The sequence below is a fragment of the Mycolicibacterium holsaticum DSM 44478 = JCM 12374 genome (assembly GCF_019645835.1).
Classification (GTDB): Bacteria; Actinomycetota; Actinomycetes; order Mycobacteriales; family Mycobacteriaceae; genus Mycobacterium; species Mycobacterium holsaticum.
In genome coordinates, this window is record NZ_CP080998.1 from 3,887,421 (window position 1) to 3,903,396 (window position 15,976).

Genomic DNA, 15,976 nt, shown 5'->3' on the forward strand with positions numbered 1-15,976 from the left:
ACCGGGTCAGCGGCGGCTGGCAACCGCCACGGTCGGGCCGAACCCTCGTCGGGACCGGAACTCGACGGTGATCGCCGGGTCGGCATGATGGGCGATCGCCCGCAACGCCGACGGACTGTAGGCACGCAGGGAGCTGATGAAGCCATCGTGTTGTAACGGCGACAACCTGGTCAGCGGCAGCACCACCGCCAACAACATCAGATGCAGCGGCGCAGGCGGCCTCGGCAGGTCGACGATCAACAGCTTCTTTGCTGCCCTGGTCCCCGCCGCGAACACCCGGGCCGCCGACTCGGGCGGCAGGTGGTGCAACGACAACGCGAACACCGCGAGGTCGTAATACCCCGGCGGGGCGTCGATGTCGGTGGCGTCCATCTCGCGCACCGTGGCGCGCGGATGCCTGCCGAGGTCACTTTCGGCGACGCCGGCCACAAACGTGGGATCGATGTCGGTGACCGTGACCTCAGCGGTGGGATGCGATTCCAGTAGCTTGCTCGACAGCCCGCCGAGCCCGGCGCCGAGTTCGAGAATCTTGGGCGACGGCACATCGGCCACCTCGTCCAGCACCATCCGAGCACACTTGCCGTGGATACCGATCCAGCGTCGCCTTCCGGCGCGGTCAAGTGCGCTCATCACCTTGCGCTTGAGGTGGTCGACATCGTCGCGGTCGAGGTATTCGAGCCGGTCGGTCTGCAGCCGCCGGTCCAACCAGGAAGCATCCGGCCCACCCCGGGGCATGCTGATGATGTCGTGGGCGCCGCTATCCATGGCGACCATCATGGAGCATGGAAATGCGGGCCTTTCTCACAGTCACCGAAGTCGGTATGTGCTTCGCGTCAGGTCGCGGCTGTCCGGCGGACAACGACAAGGTGGCCGGCCCGGAATTTGGCCGGGCTGGTCGCGAACTGGTAGTGCCCGTGCAGGACATCGCTCAACACCCTGGCCAGACCGGCGAGGGAAAAGCTGTTGTAGAGCGTCCAATAATCGCAGCAAACGTCTTCGACGACGTACACCCCGTCGTTGGTCAACGCCGTTTCGAACAGACAGCCGAAGTTTTCCGCCATGGGATGACACGCTTGACTTCCCGCATCGAGGATGACGTCGAACGGACCGAATTCTTCCGCGACGTCGCGCAGCAGGGAAACGGTCTGCGCACCGACCATGCGGACCCGGATCCCCTCCGACCCGGCGATCTTCACGAATTTCGAGTCGACGTCCACACCGACGACGAGCGAATCCGGATGCAGGTAGTCGCGCCAGGCCTGCACTGAGTCACCGTAAAAGCTGCCGATCTCCAACATCCGGATCGGCCTGGTCCGATCCACTACCGATTCGTAGACCGCCTGGTGATCGGTCACGTTGTGGACCCGCGGAGTGCGGTCGACGACGTCGGCGACGTCACGGTGGAGTTCGGTGTTCACCGTCGCCCAGGTGGTCGTTGACGCGAGATGCGCCCCGACCGTTCTCAACATCCGGGCCCGGCCCCGATAGCGATTGCGCCGAGCGATGGGGGAAAACTTCAGTACGACGTTCAAGATGGCCCTGTCAGCAGATCGTTTCGGTCCGAGTGGCTCGATGCGCCACCGGATTAGGGTTCAGTTCCGGGATGGACGGCTCGTTGGCAACACCGGGTCAGTATCGCCGATGTATGCCGCACCGGTGGCCCGGTTCGGTCCAAAGTGGGCCGCCGGTGCGTGCGGAGTGGGATCAGGTCACGCGGCGCAGAAACCCGTCAGGCGCCACGGTGATCTGCAGCTTCTGCGGGATCTGGTGGTCGATTTCGAACTCGGAATGCGATTTCAGAAACTCCCACACCGCTGTCTTGGGGTTGTCGTCTGCACCCCACGGCCGGTCGGGGAACATGTCGGGCATGTCCTCGACGACCGTGTCGAAGACCACGCAATAACTGTCCGGTGTCACCAGCGATGCGTATGCCGACAATTCCGCGAGGACGTGCTCGTGGGTGTGATTGCTGTCGAGGCAGACGAGCGTGGTTCCACGGCCGCCTGCCACATCGTGAACCTGTCGGATCGTCGCCGGGTCAACGCTCGAACCCTCGATCATCGTGATGTATCCAGACAGCGGATGGTTTTCGATTGCCACCCGGTTGTGCGCGCGTATCTCGATATCGACCCCGATGACCTGGCGGTTGGGCGTGCGCGGATCGAACGGTGTGTCGTTGGTGATGGCCTCACACAAGTCGAGCAGCGCCAGCATGGAAGCGCTGAGGATCAACGATCCGCCGTGGGCGATTCCCGTCTCCACGATCACATCGGGTTTGATTTTCCAGATCAACTCCTGAAGGCAGACGATGTCCTGGGGATATTGGATGATCGGCCGGCCGAGCCACTCGAAGTTGTACGAGTACCGGTTCGTCAGGCTTCGCCTGATCCACGCGGAGGTCAGATCTGCGAGCTCCCGATCTTTGCTGAGAGCTTCGATGCTCTCGGCGACTCTCTGCTGGTGGTCGGTCTTGCCAGAGAACCATTCGGTGGCACTCCAACTCGTCGCAGCCACACCCGGCAGCATCTCGAGTTCGGCACCAGAGGACGGCGGGTACAGCAGCGCGACCGGGGCGGTATCCAATGCCTTTGCCAGCACAGCCAACTCGGCGGTACTCACATCGGTGCGCTGGTGGTTCTCCAGCTCCGCGATGGTCGTATGCGGTATGCGGTGTCCGAGTGCGTCCGTGCGGTCTGAGAGCCACTGCTCCGAGCGGGAGCCGCGTAGGCGTCTGATTTCATCCCCGATTCGCGCCGCCTGCTTGGCGGCCCAGTCTTTCGCCACACCGTCACAATGCTCGACCGACGCTGGATTCTCGTCCCTATGGGCGCACACCCCCGAGAACTTAATAGAATCGCGACACAAATTGGCGCGGTCGCAAAAGAGGCCTCGTGGAGGACGCAGATGGGGCAGGCCATAGGTTGGACGGGTTCCGCCGGCCCTGCCCACGACGCCCTGATGGATCAGTGATCATGACTACCGCTTCGACGAACGCCGACAGACCTCTCACCGAGATCACGCGCTGTGAAGTCTGCGGCGGCGATCGGTTGCTTCCGGTGCTCGACCTCGGCAGGCATCCACTTTGCGACGACCTCGTCGAGATCGGTGACCCTCGTCGATGCCGGGAATACCCGATCAACATCGCCTTCTGTCCGACGTGCGCCACCGCGCACCAGCGTTACCAGGTGCCCAAGGAAGAACTGTTTCCCGTTGACTACCATTACCGCTCGCGCTTCACCGCGGACGTGCTCTCCGGCATGCGCAGCCTCGTGGCGACATGCGGCGAACGGCTCGGGCCGCTGACCGACAAGCTCGTGCTCGATGTCGGTTGCAATGACGGCAGCCTGCTTGATTTCTTTCGGGACGCCGGCGCGAACACCGCAGGCATCGAGCCGACCGGCGCCGGTCGTGACGCAGCCGCGAAAGGTCACTTCGTCGTTCAGGATTATCTGAGCGCGGCGACAGCGACGGCGGTACGCGACGACGTCGGTCAGCCGGATCTGATCACGTTCACCAACGTGTTCGCCCACATCGAGGACTTGTCCGGTGTACTCGCCGCGCTCAAGCTTCTGCTGGCACCGCAAACCACGATCGTCATCGAGAACCACTATCTGGGCGCTGTCCTCGACCGGCATCAGTTCGACACGTTCTATCACGAACACCCCAGAACGTACTCCTACCATTCGTTCGACTTCATTGCGAAATCACTTGGTCTGGACATCGTCGGTGTCGAGTTTCCCGCCCGTTACGGCGGAAATATTCGGGTGATGCTCGGCCGCGGTGCGCAGGGTGCGAACGAAACGGCCGAATTGGTTGCGCGCGAGCAGAACTTCCTGCGCAATTTCGGTCAACTTTCCCGCGACGTCGAGCTGTGGAAAGACCGCAAGGGACGCGAGATCAGGCAGATCGTTGCCGAGCACGGCCCGATTCGGGCCAAGGCGTTCCCCGGCCGCGCCGCGATCCTGGTGAAACTACTCGGTTTAACCGCAGCCGAGATCGTCGCCGTCCACGAAAAGCCGGGTTCAAACAAGATCGGCCATTACGTACCAGGCACCCGGATTCCGATCCTGGCAGACGACGACCTGTTCGCGCTGGGACCGCAGTCCAAACCCTTACTGAATTTGGCCTGGCACATCTCGGCCGAGATTCGGCGCTACCTCGCCGACAACGGTTACCAGGGCCAGGTTTTCGATGTGTTGTGCGACGACGACTTCCGGGTCTGAGTGAGCGGTGTTCACCGTCCTGGGTTCGGGGTTCGGTATCTACGGATATCTGCCCGCCCTCATCGAGGCAGGCCATGACGTGGCGTTGCCGCACCGCTATCGCCCCGTGCTCGACCGCAGGCCCGAGCTTGCCCGGTATGCGCACGAGGTGGTGTGGTGCGGCGATGTCGACGAAGCCGTGAGCAGATCGAGCGGGGTAGCCATCGCGCTTCGCCCGCAAGACCAAGCGCTATGGGTACCTCGCCTGACGCAGCTGTCCGGCATTGACCAACTCATCCTGGAAAAGCCCGCCGCGCCGACTCCCGAAGCGGCGGCGCTGCTGCTGGCGGCCGTCGAGAACGCGGGAAAGCGCTACCGGGTGGGATATACGTTTCGCTTCACCCCGTGGGCAGGCCAGCTTCGATCGGCCCTTGCCGAGGGCGTCGAAAGCATTTCGTTCGATTGGAGTTTCCTGGCCCACCACTACCGCGCCGACGTCGTCAACTGGAAGAGGTTCAGTTCACGCGGCGGCGGTGCGGTGCGGTTCTACGGCATTCACGCGATCGCCCTGTTGTCGGAGTTGGGCTACGACGATGTCTTGGCGTCGACCGTCTCTGGTGCGTCAGACGATGAGACCAAGCGTTGGCGTGCAACGTTGACCGGACCCAATCTCGGCCCGTGTGCGCTGAGCGTCGACAGTCGAGAACCCAACGCATCCTTCAGAATCGTCGCGCACCGAAACGGCCGGGCGCCCGAGACGCTCGTGGACCAGCGCGATCCGTTTTCATCCGGTGATCCAGGGGCGGTCGACGGGCAGGATGTGCGCGTCGGTGTCCTTCGGCAATTGTGTGATTCGTTTTCGGAATCCGATGAAGGTCACGCCGAACGGCAGAACGCCATTCTGAATCTCTGGCAAGCCGTCGAGACGAAATCCCGCCGCGTACCCTTGGCCGCGGCCGACGGGTAAGTGCCTTCCATCGGTGATGCCGGGCAAATGCTCACGCCGTCGCCCAGTTCACCCGCGAATCGACAGCATCGGCGACGTAGGCGGACAGCTGCTCAGCGCTTGTCACCTCGCCGACTTCCAGCAGTTGGCGATACCAGTTCGCTGTATGGCGGATCGCGTCGTGCACATCCCAGACAGGACGCCACCCGAGATGCATCCTGGCCTTGGCGCTGTCGAGTTGCAGCAACTTCGCCTCGTGGGGTTGGGGGCTGGTCACCACATGCCATTGCAGCTGGGGCCACCCCAAGGCAAGCTCTCGCAGCACCTGCTCGACGGAACGGTTTCCCGTCGCGTCGGGGCCGAAGTTCCAGGCTTCGGCGCACGTGGTGTCGCCGGCCAGCAGCCGCTGGCCCAGCACGAGATACCCACTGAGGCAATCCAACACGTGCTGCCACGGGCGCGTACTGTGCGGCGAGCGAACGGCCAGCGGCTCGTCGGCGGCGACCGACCGCACCAAGTCCGGAATCAGTCGGTCCTGCGACCAGTCGCCACCACCGATCACGTTGCCACCCCGCGCCGATGCCACCAATGGCGCCGAAGGGTGTTGCAGTAGCGCCGTGCGATAGCTCGCGACCGCCAACTCGACGCCGGCCTTCGACGCGCTGTAAGGGTCGTGGCCACCCAGCCGATCGCGTTCCCGATAGGCCCACGGCCATTCGCGGTTCTCATAACACTTGTCCGTCGTGACCACCACCACGGCGCGCACCTCCGGCGTGTGCCGCACCGCCTCGAGCACATGCACCGTGCCCATCACATTGGTGGCCCACGTGCTGACCGGTTCCCGGTAAGATCGACGGACCAGCGGTTGGGCCGCCAGGTGAAAGACAATCTCCGGCCGTTGGGCGGCGAAGACCCGCCGCAGCGCCGTTTCGTCGCGAATGTCGACGCGATGATCGTCGGCGGAGAGCTTCAACAGCTCCCAGTGACTGGGCTCGGAGGGCGGGTCCAGCGCGACCCCGCTGACGTGTGCGCCCAACGCCTGCAGCCACAGGCACAACCAGCTGCCCTTGAACCCGGTATGGCCGGTGACCAACACCCGCCGGCCACGATATGCAGCGCCGAAAGCGTTCAACGCCAGCATTTCCATGGCGCGTGGCCGCTGTCCCACAGTTCTTCGAGGGTGTTCTTGTCTCGAAGAGTGTCCATGGGCTGCCAAAAGCCGGAATGCCCGAAGGCCATCAATTCGCCGTCGGCGGCAAGGCGAGCCAAGGGCGGGCCTTCCCAAGCAGTTTGGTCCCCGTCGATGTAGTCCAGTACGGCGGGCGCCAAGACGAAGAATCCGCCGTTGATGAACCCACCATCGCCGCGTGGCTTTTCGACGAAGCGCGCTACCCGGTCACCGTCACGCTCGATAGCGCCGTAGCGGCCCGGCGGTAACACCGCAGTGACCGTGGCGTGGCGCCCGTGCTGACGATGAAACTCGATGCTGCTGGCGATGTCCACGTCGCTGAGCCCATCCCCATAGGTGAAACAGAAGGCCTCGTCGTCGCGGATATACGGCGCGACGCGCTTGAGGCGCCCACCCGTCATGGTCTCGTCACCGGTGTCTACCAGCGTCACCCGCCAGGGTTCCGCGTAATGCTCATGCACTTCCATCCGGTTCTCGGACATATCGAATGTCACGTCCGACATGTGCAAGAAGTAATTGGCGAAATACTCCTTGATCATGTAGCCCTTATAGCCGCAGCAAACGACGAACTCGTTAATACCGTGACTGGAGTAGTGCTTCAGGATATGCCACAAGATCGGCCGCCCGCCGATCTCCACCATCGGCTTGGGCCGGGCGACGGTTTCTTCCGTGAGGCGGGTTCCCTTACCCCCGGCCAGTATTACGGCCTTCATCGCGCACGCCGATGTGTGAGCTGATACCGGCCCGACCGCCCGCCGGGACGTTCAGCCAAGCCAGCCGAATAACCCGACTTGCCTTCCACCATCACCGTCATGTGGCCAAATATCTCGGCGGGAATATTGTTCGAGTACTCCGCCATGAGCTGCCGAATCAGGAAAAAGGAACCCAGCCGCTCGGAGAGAAATCCGACCGCCCTTATCTGATACGTGTTGTAGCGCCTCAGACGATTGGCATATCGCTGTACGAATTGCCTACCCACGACCTCGATCGCCGATAAAGTCTGCACCAGCCAACGCTTCGGGAAAATGCCCAGTTCGACGCCGCCGGGAATAAAATGTTTAGCGGCCAGGAATTCTGCCGCGCTATCGGCGTCGAGTACGCCCACCTCCACCGCGATCGCGGTGTAATCGAGGATATCCCTGCGATGATGGATCGTCGCATAATGCGACTTCACCGATTTCTTGAAATACAACGGTTGCGAAACAAGAAACGTAAGACCGTTCCTGGGCGTGAACGTGGCCAGTTCGGCCTCGCGCTCCACTCGGTCACAATTCAATTGCCGCAGAGTCGGGTACCGTACCGACTCGGTCCCCTCAGGAAAAGGAAGAATCCTCTTGCGATAGGACGAGATCTCGACGAGTTCAACGTCGCCGGGTACTTTCTCGAGCGCAATGGGTAAGACATACGATCCTGCGGCGCCGAATGCGACTGGCCTGGCCTCATGCCAAAATGAGTCGAGGTTTCTCACATGCAGCGCAGAATCGGGCCGGAAGCCGCCCAGTGCGATGCATTCGTCATACCAACTCTCGGGCAGCAGTGGCTTCTCGTGGGTAATGCAGTATCTACGGATCATGGGCAGCATCCGCCAGGGCGATAGGAATCGAACCCGCTGGTTTCGGTAATCCGCGACTGCCGAACCGGAGTTATCCGCCCAGTACCACTACGGGCGTGTGGCGATGCCAATAGGCGATGCGTTTCTCGGTCGCCCTTGAACATCAGCACGGCGGCGCGCTTAGGGCAGTCGGGCACCAAATCCCCTCGGACATGCTCGAACTCTAGCTTCCAACACACCGCCGACCTCTCGTGGGAGCGTAAGCCGCGACGGTACCGCTCGTTACCGTAGCAAGTCACCACCTGTTACGCGCACGGCTCGGCGCCACCCTTCGTATGGGGCCGGCCGAGTCATCACTCCCCATTGCGTCTTATCGCGCCATCTGGCCGGTACCGGCATCAAGCAGGTTGTCGATACGACGGCATCAGTCGGCGAGGCTAGTCCCTAACGTTTTCGAGTTGCGCACATCGGTCAATTCACGTGTCACCGTCTGGGGTCACGACCCGGGCCGCCGACGAAGTCGCGGCCCCGGTCCGCCGCGCCGGACAGGCTCGACCACGCCGACGCCGGCCCACACCGTCAGGCATAAACCCGATTCACGCCTCAGGCGACAGCCAACCCCGTAGGTTTCCTAACCGGCACACCGCCCGGGAGAGGAGTCAGGCAAGTGGACGAAGCGATTCGAGATTTGTGTGCGAGCGCCACACGATTTCAGCTGTGGAGCGACTTTCTGCACACCAACCGTGTCGAGTCCATGGCCGAGATCGGCGTCTACCGGGGGCGTTTCGCCGCGGAGATACTCGCCGCATGCGACTCGATCCGCACCTACTACATGGTTGATCCCTGGCGCCACCTCGACGACTGGAACAAACCCAGCAATACCGACGACTCCCGGTTCGCCACCTACCTCGCCGAAACCGAAGCCAACACCGCGTTCGCGGCAGATAAGCGCATCATTTTGCGCGGCACGACCGTGGAGGTCATCGATCAAATCCCCGACGGCAGCCTCGACTTCGCCTATATCGACGGTGACCACACGCTGCGCGGCATCTCGATCGACCTCATCAGGGTGTGGCCGAAGATCCGCGACGGCGGATGGATCGGCGGGGACGACTTCGCCCATACGATGTGGCAGCACGGGGACCGTTTCGAACCCACCCTGGTGTTTCCCTTCGCGGTGTACTTCGCCGAGGCGGTGGGCGCGCGCATCTTCGGGCTGCCGCACCAGCAGTTCCTGATCTGCAAACAACCGGGCTTCGAGTTCGTCGACCTCACCGACAGCTACCCGGACACCACGCTGCAGGGACAGTTCCGGCTCAAGCGCGTGGTGCAGGGTTGGTTCACCGACACGTTGGACATCCTGAGGAGCGAACGTAAGAAGACCCGGCCCACCCGGTCACCGGCCGACTCCGACAAGGCCTGACACGCGGTCGACGTGCCCTGACAGTAAAACGAGCAAACCGCCGACCCGCCGCTGCGGTCGAGGTGGGCAAAGACATTGCACCACCACCGGATCCGGTCCATCGCGGCGCGTGCCGGCGTTCATCACCGATACTGGGCGGGCACCCGCAAACAGAGTGGATTTCGCCACATCATCGCAGCAAAGCGGTCAGGCCACGCCGTCGACTCGGCTAGTTTGACTTTGAACGAACGGCCGTCGGAACGACCTCGTGAACAACCCGCCATGTGTCGGATTACGGCCGCGCCTGCTGAAATATCGCTCGAAAGAAGGTGAAGGGCTATGGGGGACGCTCTCGTCACTCCTATCGCACTGATCGGCATGGCCTGCCGACTTCCCGGCGGCATCTCGTCACCGGAGAAGTTGTGGGAGGCGCTGCTGCGGGGCGACGATCTGGTGACCGAGATCCCCGCCGATCACTGGGATGTCGACGAGTTCTATGACCCCGAACCCGGCGTGCCCGGCAAGTCCGTGACGCGATACGGCGGATTCCTCGACGACATTTGGGGTTTCGACGCTTCGTTCTTCGGCCTGCGGACGCATGAGGCGACCTACATGGACCCCAACCACCGGCTGCTGATGGAGACGTCGTGGGAGGCCATCGAGCATGCCGGCCTGGACCCGCGCTCGCTGTTCGGATCCAAGACAGGCGTTTTCGTGGGGGTGGTCCACGACGACCACGTCGTGCTGACGTATGAATCCGGCGCCGTGCACGACGCCTACGCCTACCCCGGCAATACGCCCAGCATGGCTTCCGGTCGCATCGCGTACTGGCTGGGTGCGCACGGTCCGGCATTGACGGTGGATTCCGCGTGTTCGACCGGAATGCTGACCCTGCATTTGGCGTGTCGCAGTCTGCACGAAGGCGAAAGCGACCTGGCGCTGGCGGGCGGGGTCAACACGCTGATTTCGGGCATCATGAACACCGCGGGTTCGGCGCTGGGCATGTACTCCCCCACCGGCTGTTGCCACTCGTTCGACGCCGCCGCGGACGGCTTCGTACGGTCCGAGGGCTGCGCCGTGGTGTTGCTCAAGCGGCTGCCCGACGCGCTGCGTGATGGCGACCGGATCCTCGCGGTGGTGCGCGGCACGGCAGCCAACCACGACGGCCGCACCAAAACCATCTCCCGGCCGTCGCTGGAAGCCCAGGCCAACGCGTACCGGGCCGCGCTGGCCGCCGCAGGAGTCGACCCCGCAACGGTTGGCATGGTGGAGGCCCACGGCACCGGCACCCGGGTGGGTGACCCGATCGAGTTCGGCAGCCTGGCCCGGGTGTATGGCACCGACGGGCGGGAGTGCGCGCTCGGATCGGCCAAGAGCAACTTCGGGCACACCGAAGGCGCCGCAGGCACATTGGGGTTGATCAAGGCCGCGCTCGCGCTGCAACACGGGGTGGTCCCGCCGTCGCTGCATTTCACCCGGCTGCCCGACGACCTCGCCAAGATCGAAACGGGCTTGTTCGTGCCGATGGCGGCCACACCGTGGCCTTCCCAACAGGACGAGCAACCACGCCGGGCCGCCGTTTCGTCGTACGGCTTGAGCGGCACGAACGTGCATGCCGTACTCGAGGAGGCCCCTGCCGGCGCCAACCAGGAGGTGCCGGTCGTTCCAGCCGGCTCGCTGGTGTTCGCACTGTCGGCCAGCTCGAGCGAAGCGCTGCACCGTACCTCCGCGCAGCTCGCCGAGTGGGTGGGCGCCCGCGCCGATCAGCTGGTGCCCGCCGATCTGGCCTATACCCTGGCACGCCGGCGTGGACACCGGTCGGTGCGCGCGGCGGTGGTCGCCGCCGACGTCGCAGAGCTGACTGCGCGTTTACAGGAGGTCGCCGAGAGCGGCATCTCTTATCCGGCCGCCGTCGGCCAGGACGACCGGGGACCCGTGTGGGTGTTCTCCGGCCAGGGTTCGCAGTGGGCGGCGATGGGCGCGGCGCTGCTCGAGACCGAGCCGGTGTTCGCCGCCACGGTGGCGGCGGCAGAGCCGTTGATCGCGGCCGAAGCGGGATTCTCCGTCACCGAGGCGATGTCGGCGCCCGAGACTGTGACCGGTATCGACCGCGTCCAGCCGACCCTGTTCACCATGCAGGTCGCGCTGGCCGCCGCGATGCGCTCCTATGGCGTCAGCCCCGGCGCGGTCGTCGGGCATTCGATGGGCGAAGCCGCGGCGGCGGTCGTCGCCGGCGGGCTCTCGCTCGAGGACGGGGTGCGCGTCATCTGCCGCCGCTCGCGGTTGCTGGCCACCATCGCCGGCGCCGGGGCGATGGCCTCGGTGGAGCTGCCTGCGCGACGTGTGAGCGAGGAGTTGGCGGCGCGCAACCTTGCCGATGTCGTCGTGTCGGTGATCGCCTCGCCCGAGTCCACCGTCATCGGCGGGGCGACCGAGACGGTGCGGGACCTCGTCGCGATGTGGGAGCGCCACGACATCACCGCACGTGAGGTGGCGGTGGACGTCGCGTCGCACTCACCGCAGGTCGATCCCATCCTCGCCGAGCTCACCGATGCGTTGGCCGAACTCACCCCGATGACGCCTTCGGTGCCGTACTACTCGGCGACGTCGGACGATCCGCGACACGACCCGGCCTTCGACGCCCGCTACTGGGTGGACAACCTGCGTCGCCCGGTGCGGTTCGCCGACGCCGTGCAGGCCGCGCTCGAAGACGGCCACCGGGTTTTCGCAGAGCTCTCACCGCACCCCCTGCTGACCCGCGCCGTGGAACAGACGGCGAAGGCGGGCGACATCTCGGCACAGGCACTGCCGTGCCTGCTGCGCGAGCAGGAGCTACCGCACGGCCTGCGTGAATTCCTGGCGAACCTGCATTGTGCCGGTGCCGCAGTCGATTTCACGGCGCTCTACCCGAGCGGCCGGCTGGTCGACGCCCCGTTGCCTGCGTGGACCCACCGGCAGCTGCGCATCAGTTCCGGCGGCCGCAGCCCGCAGGCGCTGGGTTTGGGTACCCGGAGCCTGGCGGTGCATCCACTGCTCGGCGCGCATGTGCGTCTGCCCGAAGAACCGGAGCGCCACGCCTGGCAGGGTGAGGTCGGCACCGCGGCGCTGCCATGGCTGGGTGACCATCAGGTGCACAACGTGCCCGCCCTTCCCGGGGCGGCCTACTGCGAGATGGCGCTGTCGGCAGCGCGCACCGTGCTCGGGGAGAACTCCGAGGTCCGCGACATCAGCTTCGAGCAGATGCTGATGCTGGACGAACAGACCCCGATCACCACCATCGCGTCTGTCGAGACGCCCGGCGTCGTCGAGTTCGAAGTGGTGACCGACCACGAAGGTGAGCACACGCGGCGGGCCGTCGCCCGCCTGCACGGAGCCGACACGGAGCCGGCATCGCAGCCTCACGACGTCGCTGCGCTGCTCGCCGCCCACCCGTCGCGCATGGAAGGTGACGAGCTGCGACAGCTGTTCGCGTCCCGCGGGGTGCAGTTGGGGCCGGCGTTCGCGAGCCTGGTCGCTGCCCACACCGCGCAGGACGCGCCCACGCTGGTCGCCGAGATCGCGCTGCCCCGGACGCTTCGGGCCCAGCAGAGCGCCTACGGCATCCACCCGGCGCTACTCGACGCCTGCTTCCAGTCCGTTGCCGCGCATCCGGCCGTCGCCGCCGCAGGCGACGCCGACCTGCTGGTGCCGTTGGGGATTCGCCGGCTGCGCATCAGCGATCCGGCAGGCAAACCACGGTTCTGCCTGGTCCGGTTGAACCGGCAGGACGGAACGGGCATCGAGGCCGACATCGACGTCCTCGACGCGGCCGGGGCGCCGGTGTTGACCATGCAGGGGTTCCGGCTGGGCAGCAGCGCCGAAGGCAGCGACGCCGAACGGGTACTCGCCGAACGGCTGCTCGCGGTCGAATGGCGGCGAAGCGAACCGTTGGCCTTGACCGACCCCGCTGCGGGCGAGTGGCTGTTGATCACCACCGCAGCCACCGGGGAGTCCCTGACGACCAAGCTCCTGGACGCCATGAAAGGCCTTGGTGCACAGTGTGACTGGTTCAGCTGGCCGGAGGGCGCCGACCAAGTTGCCGGTGCGGAACAACTGGGCGGCCGGCTGAAGGCGAGCGCTGTCAACGGCGTTGTCGTCGTGTTCGGCCCGACGGTGGGCGATATCGACGACGACGGGTTGACCCGCGCCCGTGCGCACGTCTCTGCGCTGGTGCGGATCGCCCGCGAACTCACCGAACTGCCAGGGGAACCGCCGCGTCTCTACGTGCTGACCCAGGGCGCGCAGACCGTCGTGGAGCACGACCGGCCCAACCTCGATCAGGGCGGACTGCGCGGTCTGGTCCGTGTGGTGGGCGCCGAACATCCGGAGTTGCGTGCCACCCAGATCGACGTGGACGCCGACTGCGACCCCGAGAAGGTGGCGCTCGAACTGCTGTCCGGATCCGACGAGGACGAAACCGCGTGGCGCGCCGGCGACTGGTATGTGGCCAGGCTGCAGCCCACGCCGCTGCGGCCAGAAGAGCGCCGCGTCACCACGGTGAACCACGAAACCGAAGGTGTACGCCTGCAGATCCGCACTCCCGGGGATTTGGCAACGATGGAACTCGTTGCTGCCGAACGTGTCCCACCGGCACCGGGCGAGATCGAGGTCGCGGTCACCGCGTCCAGCATCAACTTCGCCGATGTACTGGTGGCATTCGGCCAGTACCCCAGCCTCGAAGGACGTCTGCCGCAGCCGGGCACCGACTTCGCAGGTGTGGTGACTGCGGTCGGGCCCGGCGTCACCGATCATCGGATCGGTGACCACGTCGGCGGTTTCTCGAGGAACGGCTGCTGGGCCACGTTCGTCACCTGTGACGCCCGTGCCGCCGTGGCACTTCCGCCCGGCCTGACCGATGAGGTTGCGGCCGCGACGACCACCGCGTACGCCACCGCCTGGTACGGGCTGCACGACCAAGCCCGGATCGCGGCCGGTGATCGGGTGTTGATCCATTCGGCCACCGGCGGTGTCGGCCAGGCCGCCATCGCGATCGCCCGCGCGGCGGGAGCCGAGATCTTCGCCACCGCAGGCAGCCCCGGGCGCCGGGAGCTGTTGCGCGACATGGGTATCGAGCATGTGTATGACTCGCGCAGCACCGAGTTCGCCGACCTGATCCGCCGCGACACCGATGGCTGCGACGTTGCTGGCGTTGACATCGTGCTCAACTCCCTCACCGGAGCCGCGCAGCGTGCCGGGTTCGAACTGCTGGCCATCGACGGGCGGTTCGTGGAAATCGGCAAGCTGGATGTCTACGCCAATTCCCGGCTGGGCATGTATCCCTTCCGCCGCAACCTGACGTTCCACTACGTCGATCTGGCGCTGATGGTCGACAGCCGTCCCGAGCGGGTCGGGGATCTGCTGCGCCGCGTGTACGGGCTCGTCGCCACTGGTGAGTTGCCGCCACCGCAGCGCACGCACTACCCGCTAGCCGAGGCGGCCACCGCGATACGCGTGATGAGCGCGGCTGAACACGCAGGCAAGCTGGTGCTCGACATCCCGCGCAGCGGGTCGAGCACCGTGGCGCTGCCGCCCGAGCAGGTACGTATCTTTCGGCCCGACGGCGCCTACATCATCACCGGGGGCCTTGGCGGCCTGGGATTGTTCCTCGCCGCCGAGATGGCCTCGGCGGGCTGCGGCCGCATCGTGCTGAGCAGCCGCTCACAGCCGACCGCTGCTGCGCAGCAGGCGATTGCGGATCTGCGGAAGAACGGCACCGACATCCACGTGGAGTGCGGTGACATCGCCGATCCCGCAACGGCGGGACGTCTCGTCACCGCCGCCACCGCGACCGGGCTGCCGGTCCGCGGCGTGCTGCACGCCGCGGCCGTGGTGGAAGACGCCACGCTGACCACGATGACCGACGACCTGATCGAGCGGGACTGGGTGGCCAAGGTCTACGGCGCCTGGCACATGCACAAGGCGACGTCCGACCAGCCGCTGGACTGGTTCTGCTGTTTCTCCTCGGCGGCCGCACTGCTCGGCTCACCGGGGCAGGGGGCGTACGCCGCGGCCAACAGCTGGCTGGACTCCTTCACCCACTGGCGCCAGGCCGAAGGCCTGCCGGCCACCACGATCGCCTGGGGCGCGTGGGCCGAGGTCGGCCGCGCCGCGTCCTTGGAGGAAGGCCACACCACGATGATCACCCCGCAGGAGGGTGCGCACGCCTTCCAGACGCTGCTGCGTCACGACCGCGGCTACACCGGCTATATGCCCACCAAGGGCACGCCGTTGTTCAATGCGCTCGTCGCGCGCAGCCCGTTCGCCGAGGCGTTCAAGACCGCAGGCGAAGCGCAGCACGACACTGCCGCTGTGCGGGCCGAGTTGCTGACGCTGCCCCGAGAAGAGTGGCCGACGCGGCTGCGGCGCCTGGTGACCGAGCAGGCCAGCCTCATCCTGCGCCGCACGGTCGACCCCGACCACTCGTTCCCGGATCACGGCCTGGACTCGCTGGGGTTCCTGGAACTGCGTAACCGCATCGAGTCGGAGACCGGAATACGGGTGACACCCAAGGCCATTGCCGCGCACAACACCGCGCGTGCGCTCGGCAAGCACCTGGCCGATACGCTGGCCAGTGAGCAGACCGTGTCGGCGGTGGGGTGATCGCCTCTGCCGCAACGTAACGAAGCCGCAACTGCCGGCTGCATTC

The 15,976-nt window shown here is 65.5% G+C and carries 10 protein-coding genes; 4 read left to right on the plus strand and 6 right to left on the minus strand.

Annotation, left to right across the window (positions count from 1 at the left end; all coding sequences use genetic code 11):
- Positions 1 to 6 precede the first annotated feature (6 nt).
- From K3U96_RS18730 to K3U96_RS18740, 3 genes are all read right to left on the minus strand, one after another.
- Positions 7 to 765: a class I SAM-dependent methyltransferase gene (locus tag K3U96_RS18730; protein ID WP_372514945.1), complete on the minus strand. Its 759-nt coding sequence runs from the start codon at positions 763 to 765 to the stop codon at positions 7 to 9.
- Between the two features lie 68 nt (positions 766 to 833).
- A complete protein-coding gene (locus K3U96_RS18735; RefSeq protein WP_220690714.1) occupies positions 834 to 1,418 on the minus strand; it encodes a class I SAM-dependent methyltransferase in 585 nt (194 codons plus the stop codon).
- Between the two features lie 286 nt (positions 1,419 to 1,704).
- The gene (locus K3U96_RS18740; RefSeq protein ID WP_230982196.1) at positions 1,705 to 2,949 is read right to left on the minus strand and encodes a rhamnosyl O-methyltransferase; all 1,245 of its coding nucleotides are present in this window, start codon (positions 2,947 to 2,949) and stop codon (positions 1,705 to 1,707) included.
- A gap of 23 nt (positions 2,950 to 2,972) precedes the next feature.
- Between K3U96_RS18740 and K3U96_RS18745 the strand changes: the two genes are divergently transcribed.
- Positions 2,973 to 4,223 carry a class I SAM-dependent methyltransferase gene (locus K3U96_RS18745; protein ID WP_220690715.1) on the plus strand — a complete coding sequence of 417 codons (1,251 nt, stop codon included), beginning with the start codon at positions 2,973 to 2,975 and terminating at the stop codon, positions 4,221 to 4,223.
- Between the two features lie 7 nt (positions 4,224 to 4,230).
- Positions 4,231 to 5,169, plus strand: coding sequence for a Gfo/Idh/MocA family oxidoreductase (locus K3U96_RS18750; protein WP_220690716.1), 939 nt, complete (start codon positions 4,231 to 4,233; stop codon positions 5,167 to 5,169).
- Positions 5,170 to 5,200: 31 nt separating this feature from the next.
- Here the strand turns inward: K3U96_RS18750 and rfbG are convergent, their stop codons facing one another.
- Genes rfbG through K3U96_RS18765 form a run of 3 tightly spaced genes read right to left on the minus strand, consistent with a single transcriptional unit; the run spans position 5,201 to position 7,919 of the window.
- Complete coding sequence (rfbG, locus tag K3U96_RS18755; RefSeq protein ID WP_230982197.1) at positions 5,201 to 6,316, minus strand: CDP-glucose 4,6-dehydratase; 1,116 nt, start codon at positions 6,314 to 6,316, stop codon at positions 5,201 to 5,203.
- Complete coding sequence (gene rfbF, locus K3U96_RS18760; protein WP_069403947.1) at positions 6,277 to 7,050, minus strand: glucose-1-phosphate cytidylyltransferase; 774 nt, start codon at positions 7,048 to 7,050, stop codon at positions 6,277 to 6,279. The genes rfbG and rfbF overlap by 40 nt, the downstream gene beginning before the upstream one ends.
- A complete protein-coding gene (locus K3U96_RS18765; protein ID WP_220690717.1) occupies positions 7,047 to 7,919 on the minus strand; it encodes a hypothetical protein in 873 nt (290 codons plus the stop codon). The genes rfbF and K3U96_RS18765 overlap by 4 nt, the downstream gene beginning before the upstream one ends.
- A 637-nt stretch (positions 7,920 to 8,556) precedes the next feature.
- On the opposite strand from K3U96_RS18765, the gene K3U96_RS18770 reads away from it, so the two are divergent.
- Together K3U96_RS18770 and pks2 are read left to right on the plus strand one after the other, a co-directional pair.
- The gene (locus K3U96_RS18770) at positions 8,557 to 9,312 is read left to right on the plus strand and encodes a class I SAM-dependent methyltransferase (protein ID WP_220690718.1); all 756 of its coding nucleotides are present in this window, start codon (positions 8,557 to 8,559) and stop codon (positions 9,310 to 9,312) included.
- 318 nt (positions 9,313 to 9,630) lie between these two features.
- Complete coding sequence (gene pks2 / locus K3U96_RS18775) at positions 9,631 to 15,930, plus strand: sulfolipid-1 biosynthesis phthioceranic/hydroxyphthioceranic acid synthase (protein WP_220690719.1); 6,300 nt, start codon at positions 9,631 to 9,633, stop codon at positions 15,928 to 15,930.
- Positions 15,931 to 15,976: the final 46 nt, after the last annotated feature.

Bases quoted from the DNA above. Each gene is read 5' to 3' on its own strand.
- K3U96_RS18730 (WP_372514945.1), bottom strand. From the start codon at position 765: ATGGATAGCGGCGCCCACGACATCATCAGCATGCCCCGGGGTGGGCCG.
- K3U96_RS18745 (WP_220690715.1), top strand. From the start codon at position 2,973: ATGACTACCGCTTCGACGAACGCCGACAGACCTCTCACCGAGATCACG.
- rfbF (WP_069403947.1), bottom strand. From the start codon at position 7,050: ATGAAGGCCGTAATACTGGCCGGGGGTAAGGGAACCCGCCTCACGGAA.
- K3U96_RS18765 (WP_220690717.1), bottom strand. From the start codon at position 7,919: ATGCTGCCCATGATCCGTAGATACTGCATTACCCACGAGAAGCCACTG.
- pks2 (WP_220690719.1), top strand. From the start codon at position 9,631: ATGGGGGACGCTCTCGTCACTCCTATCGCACTGATCGGCATGGCCTGC.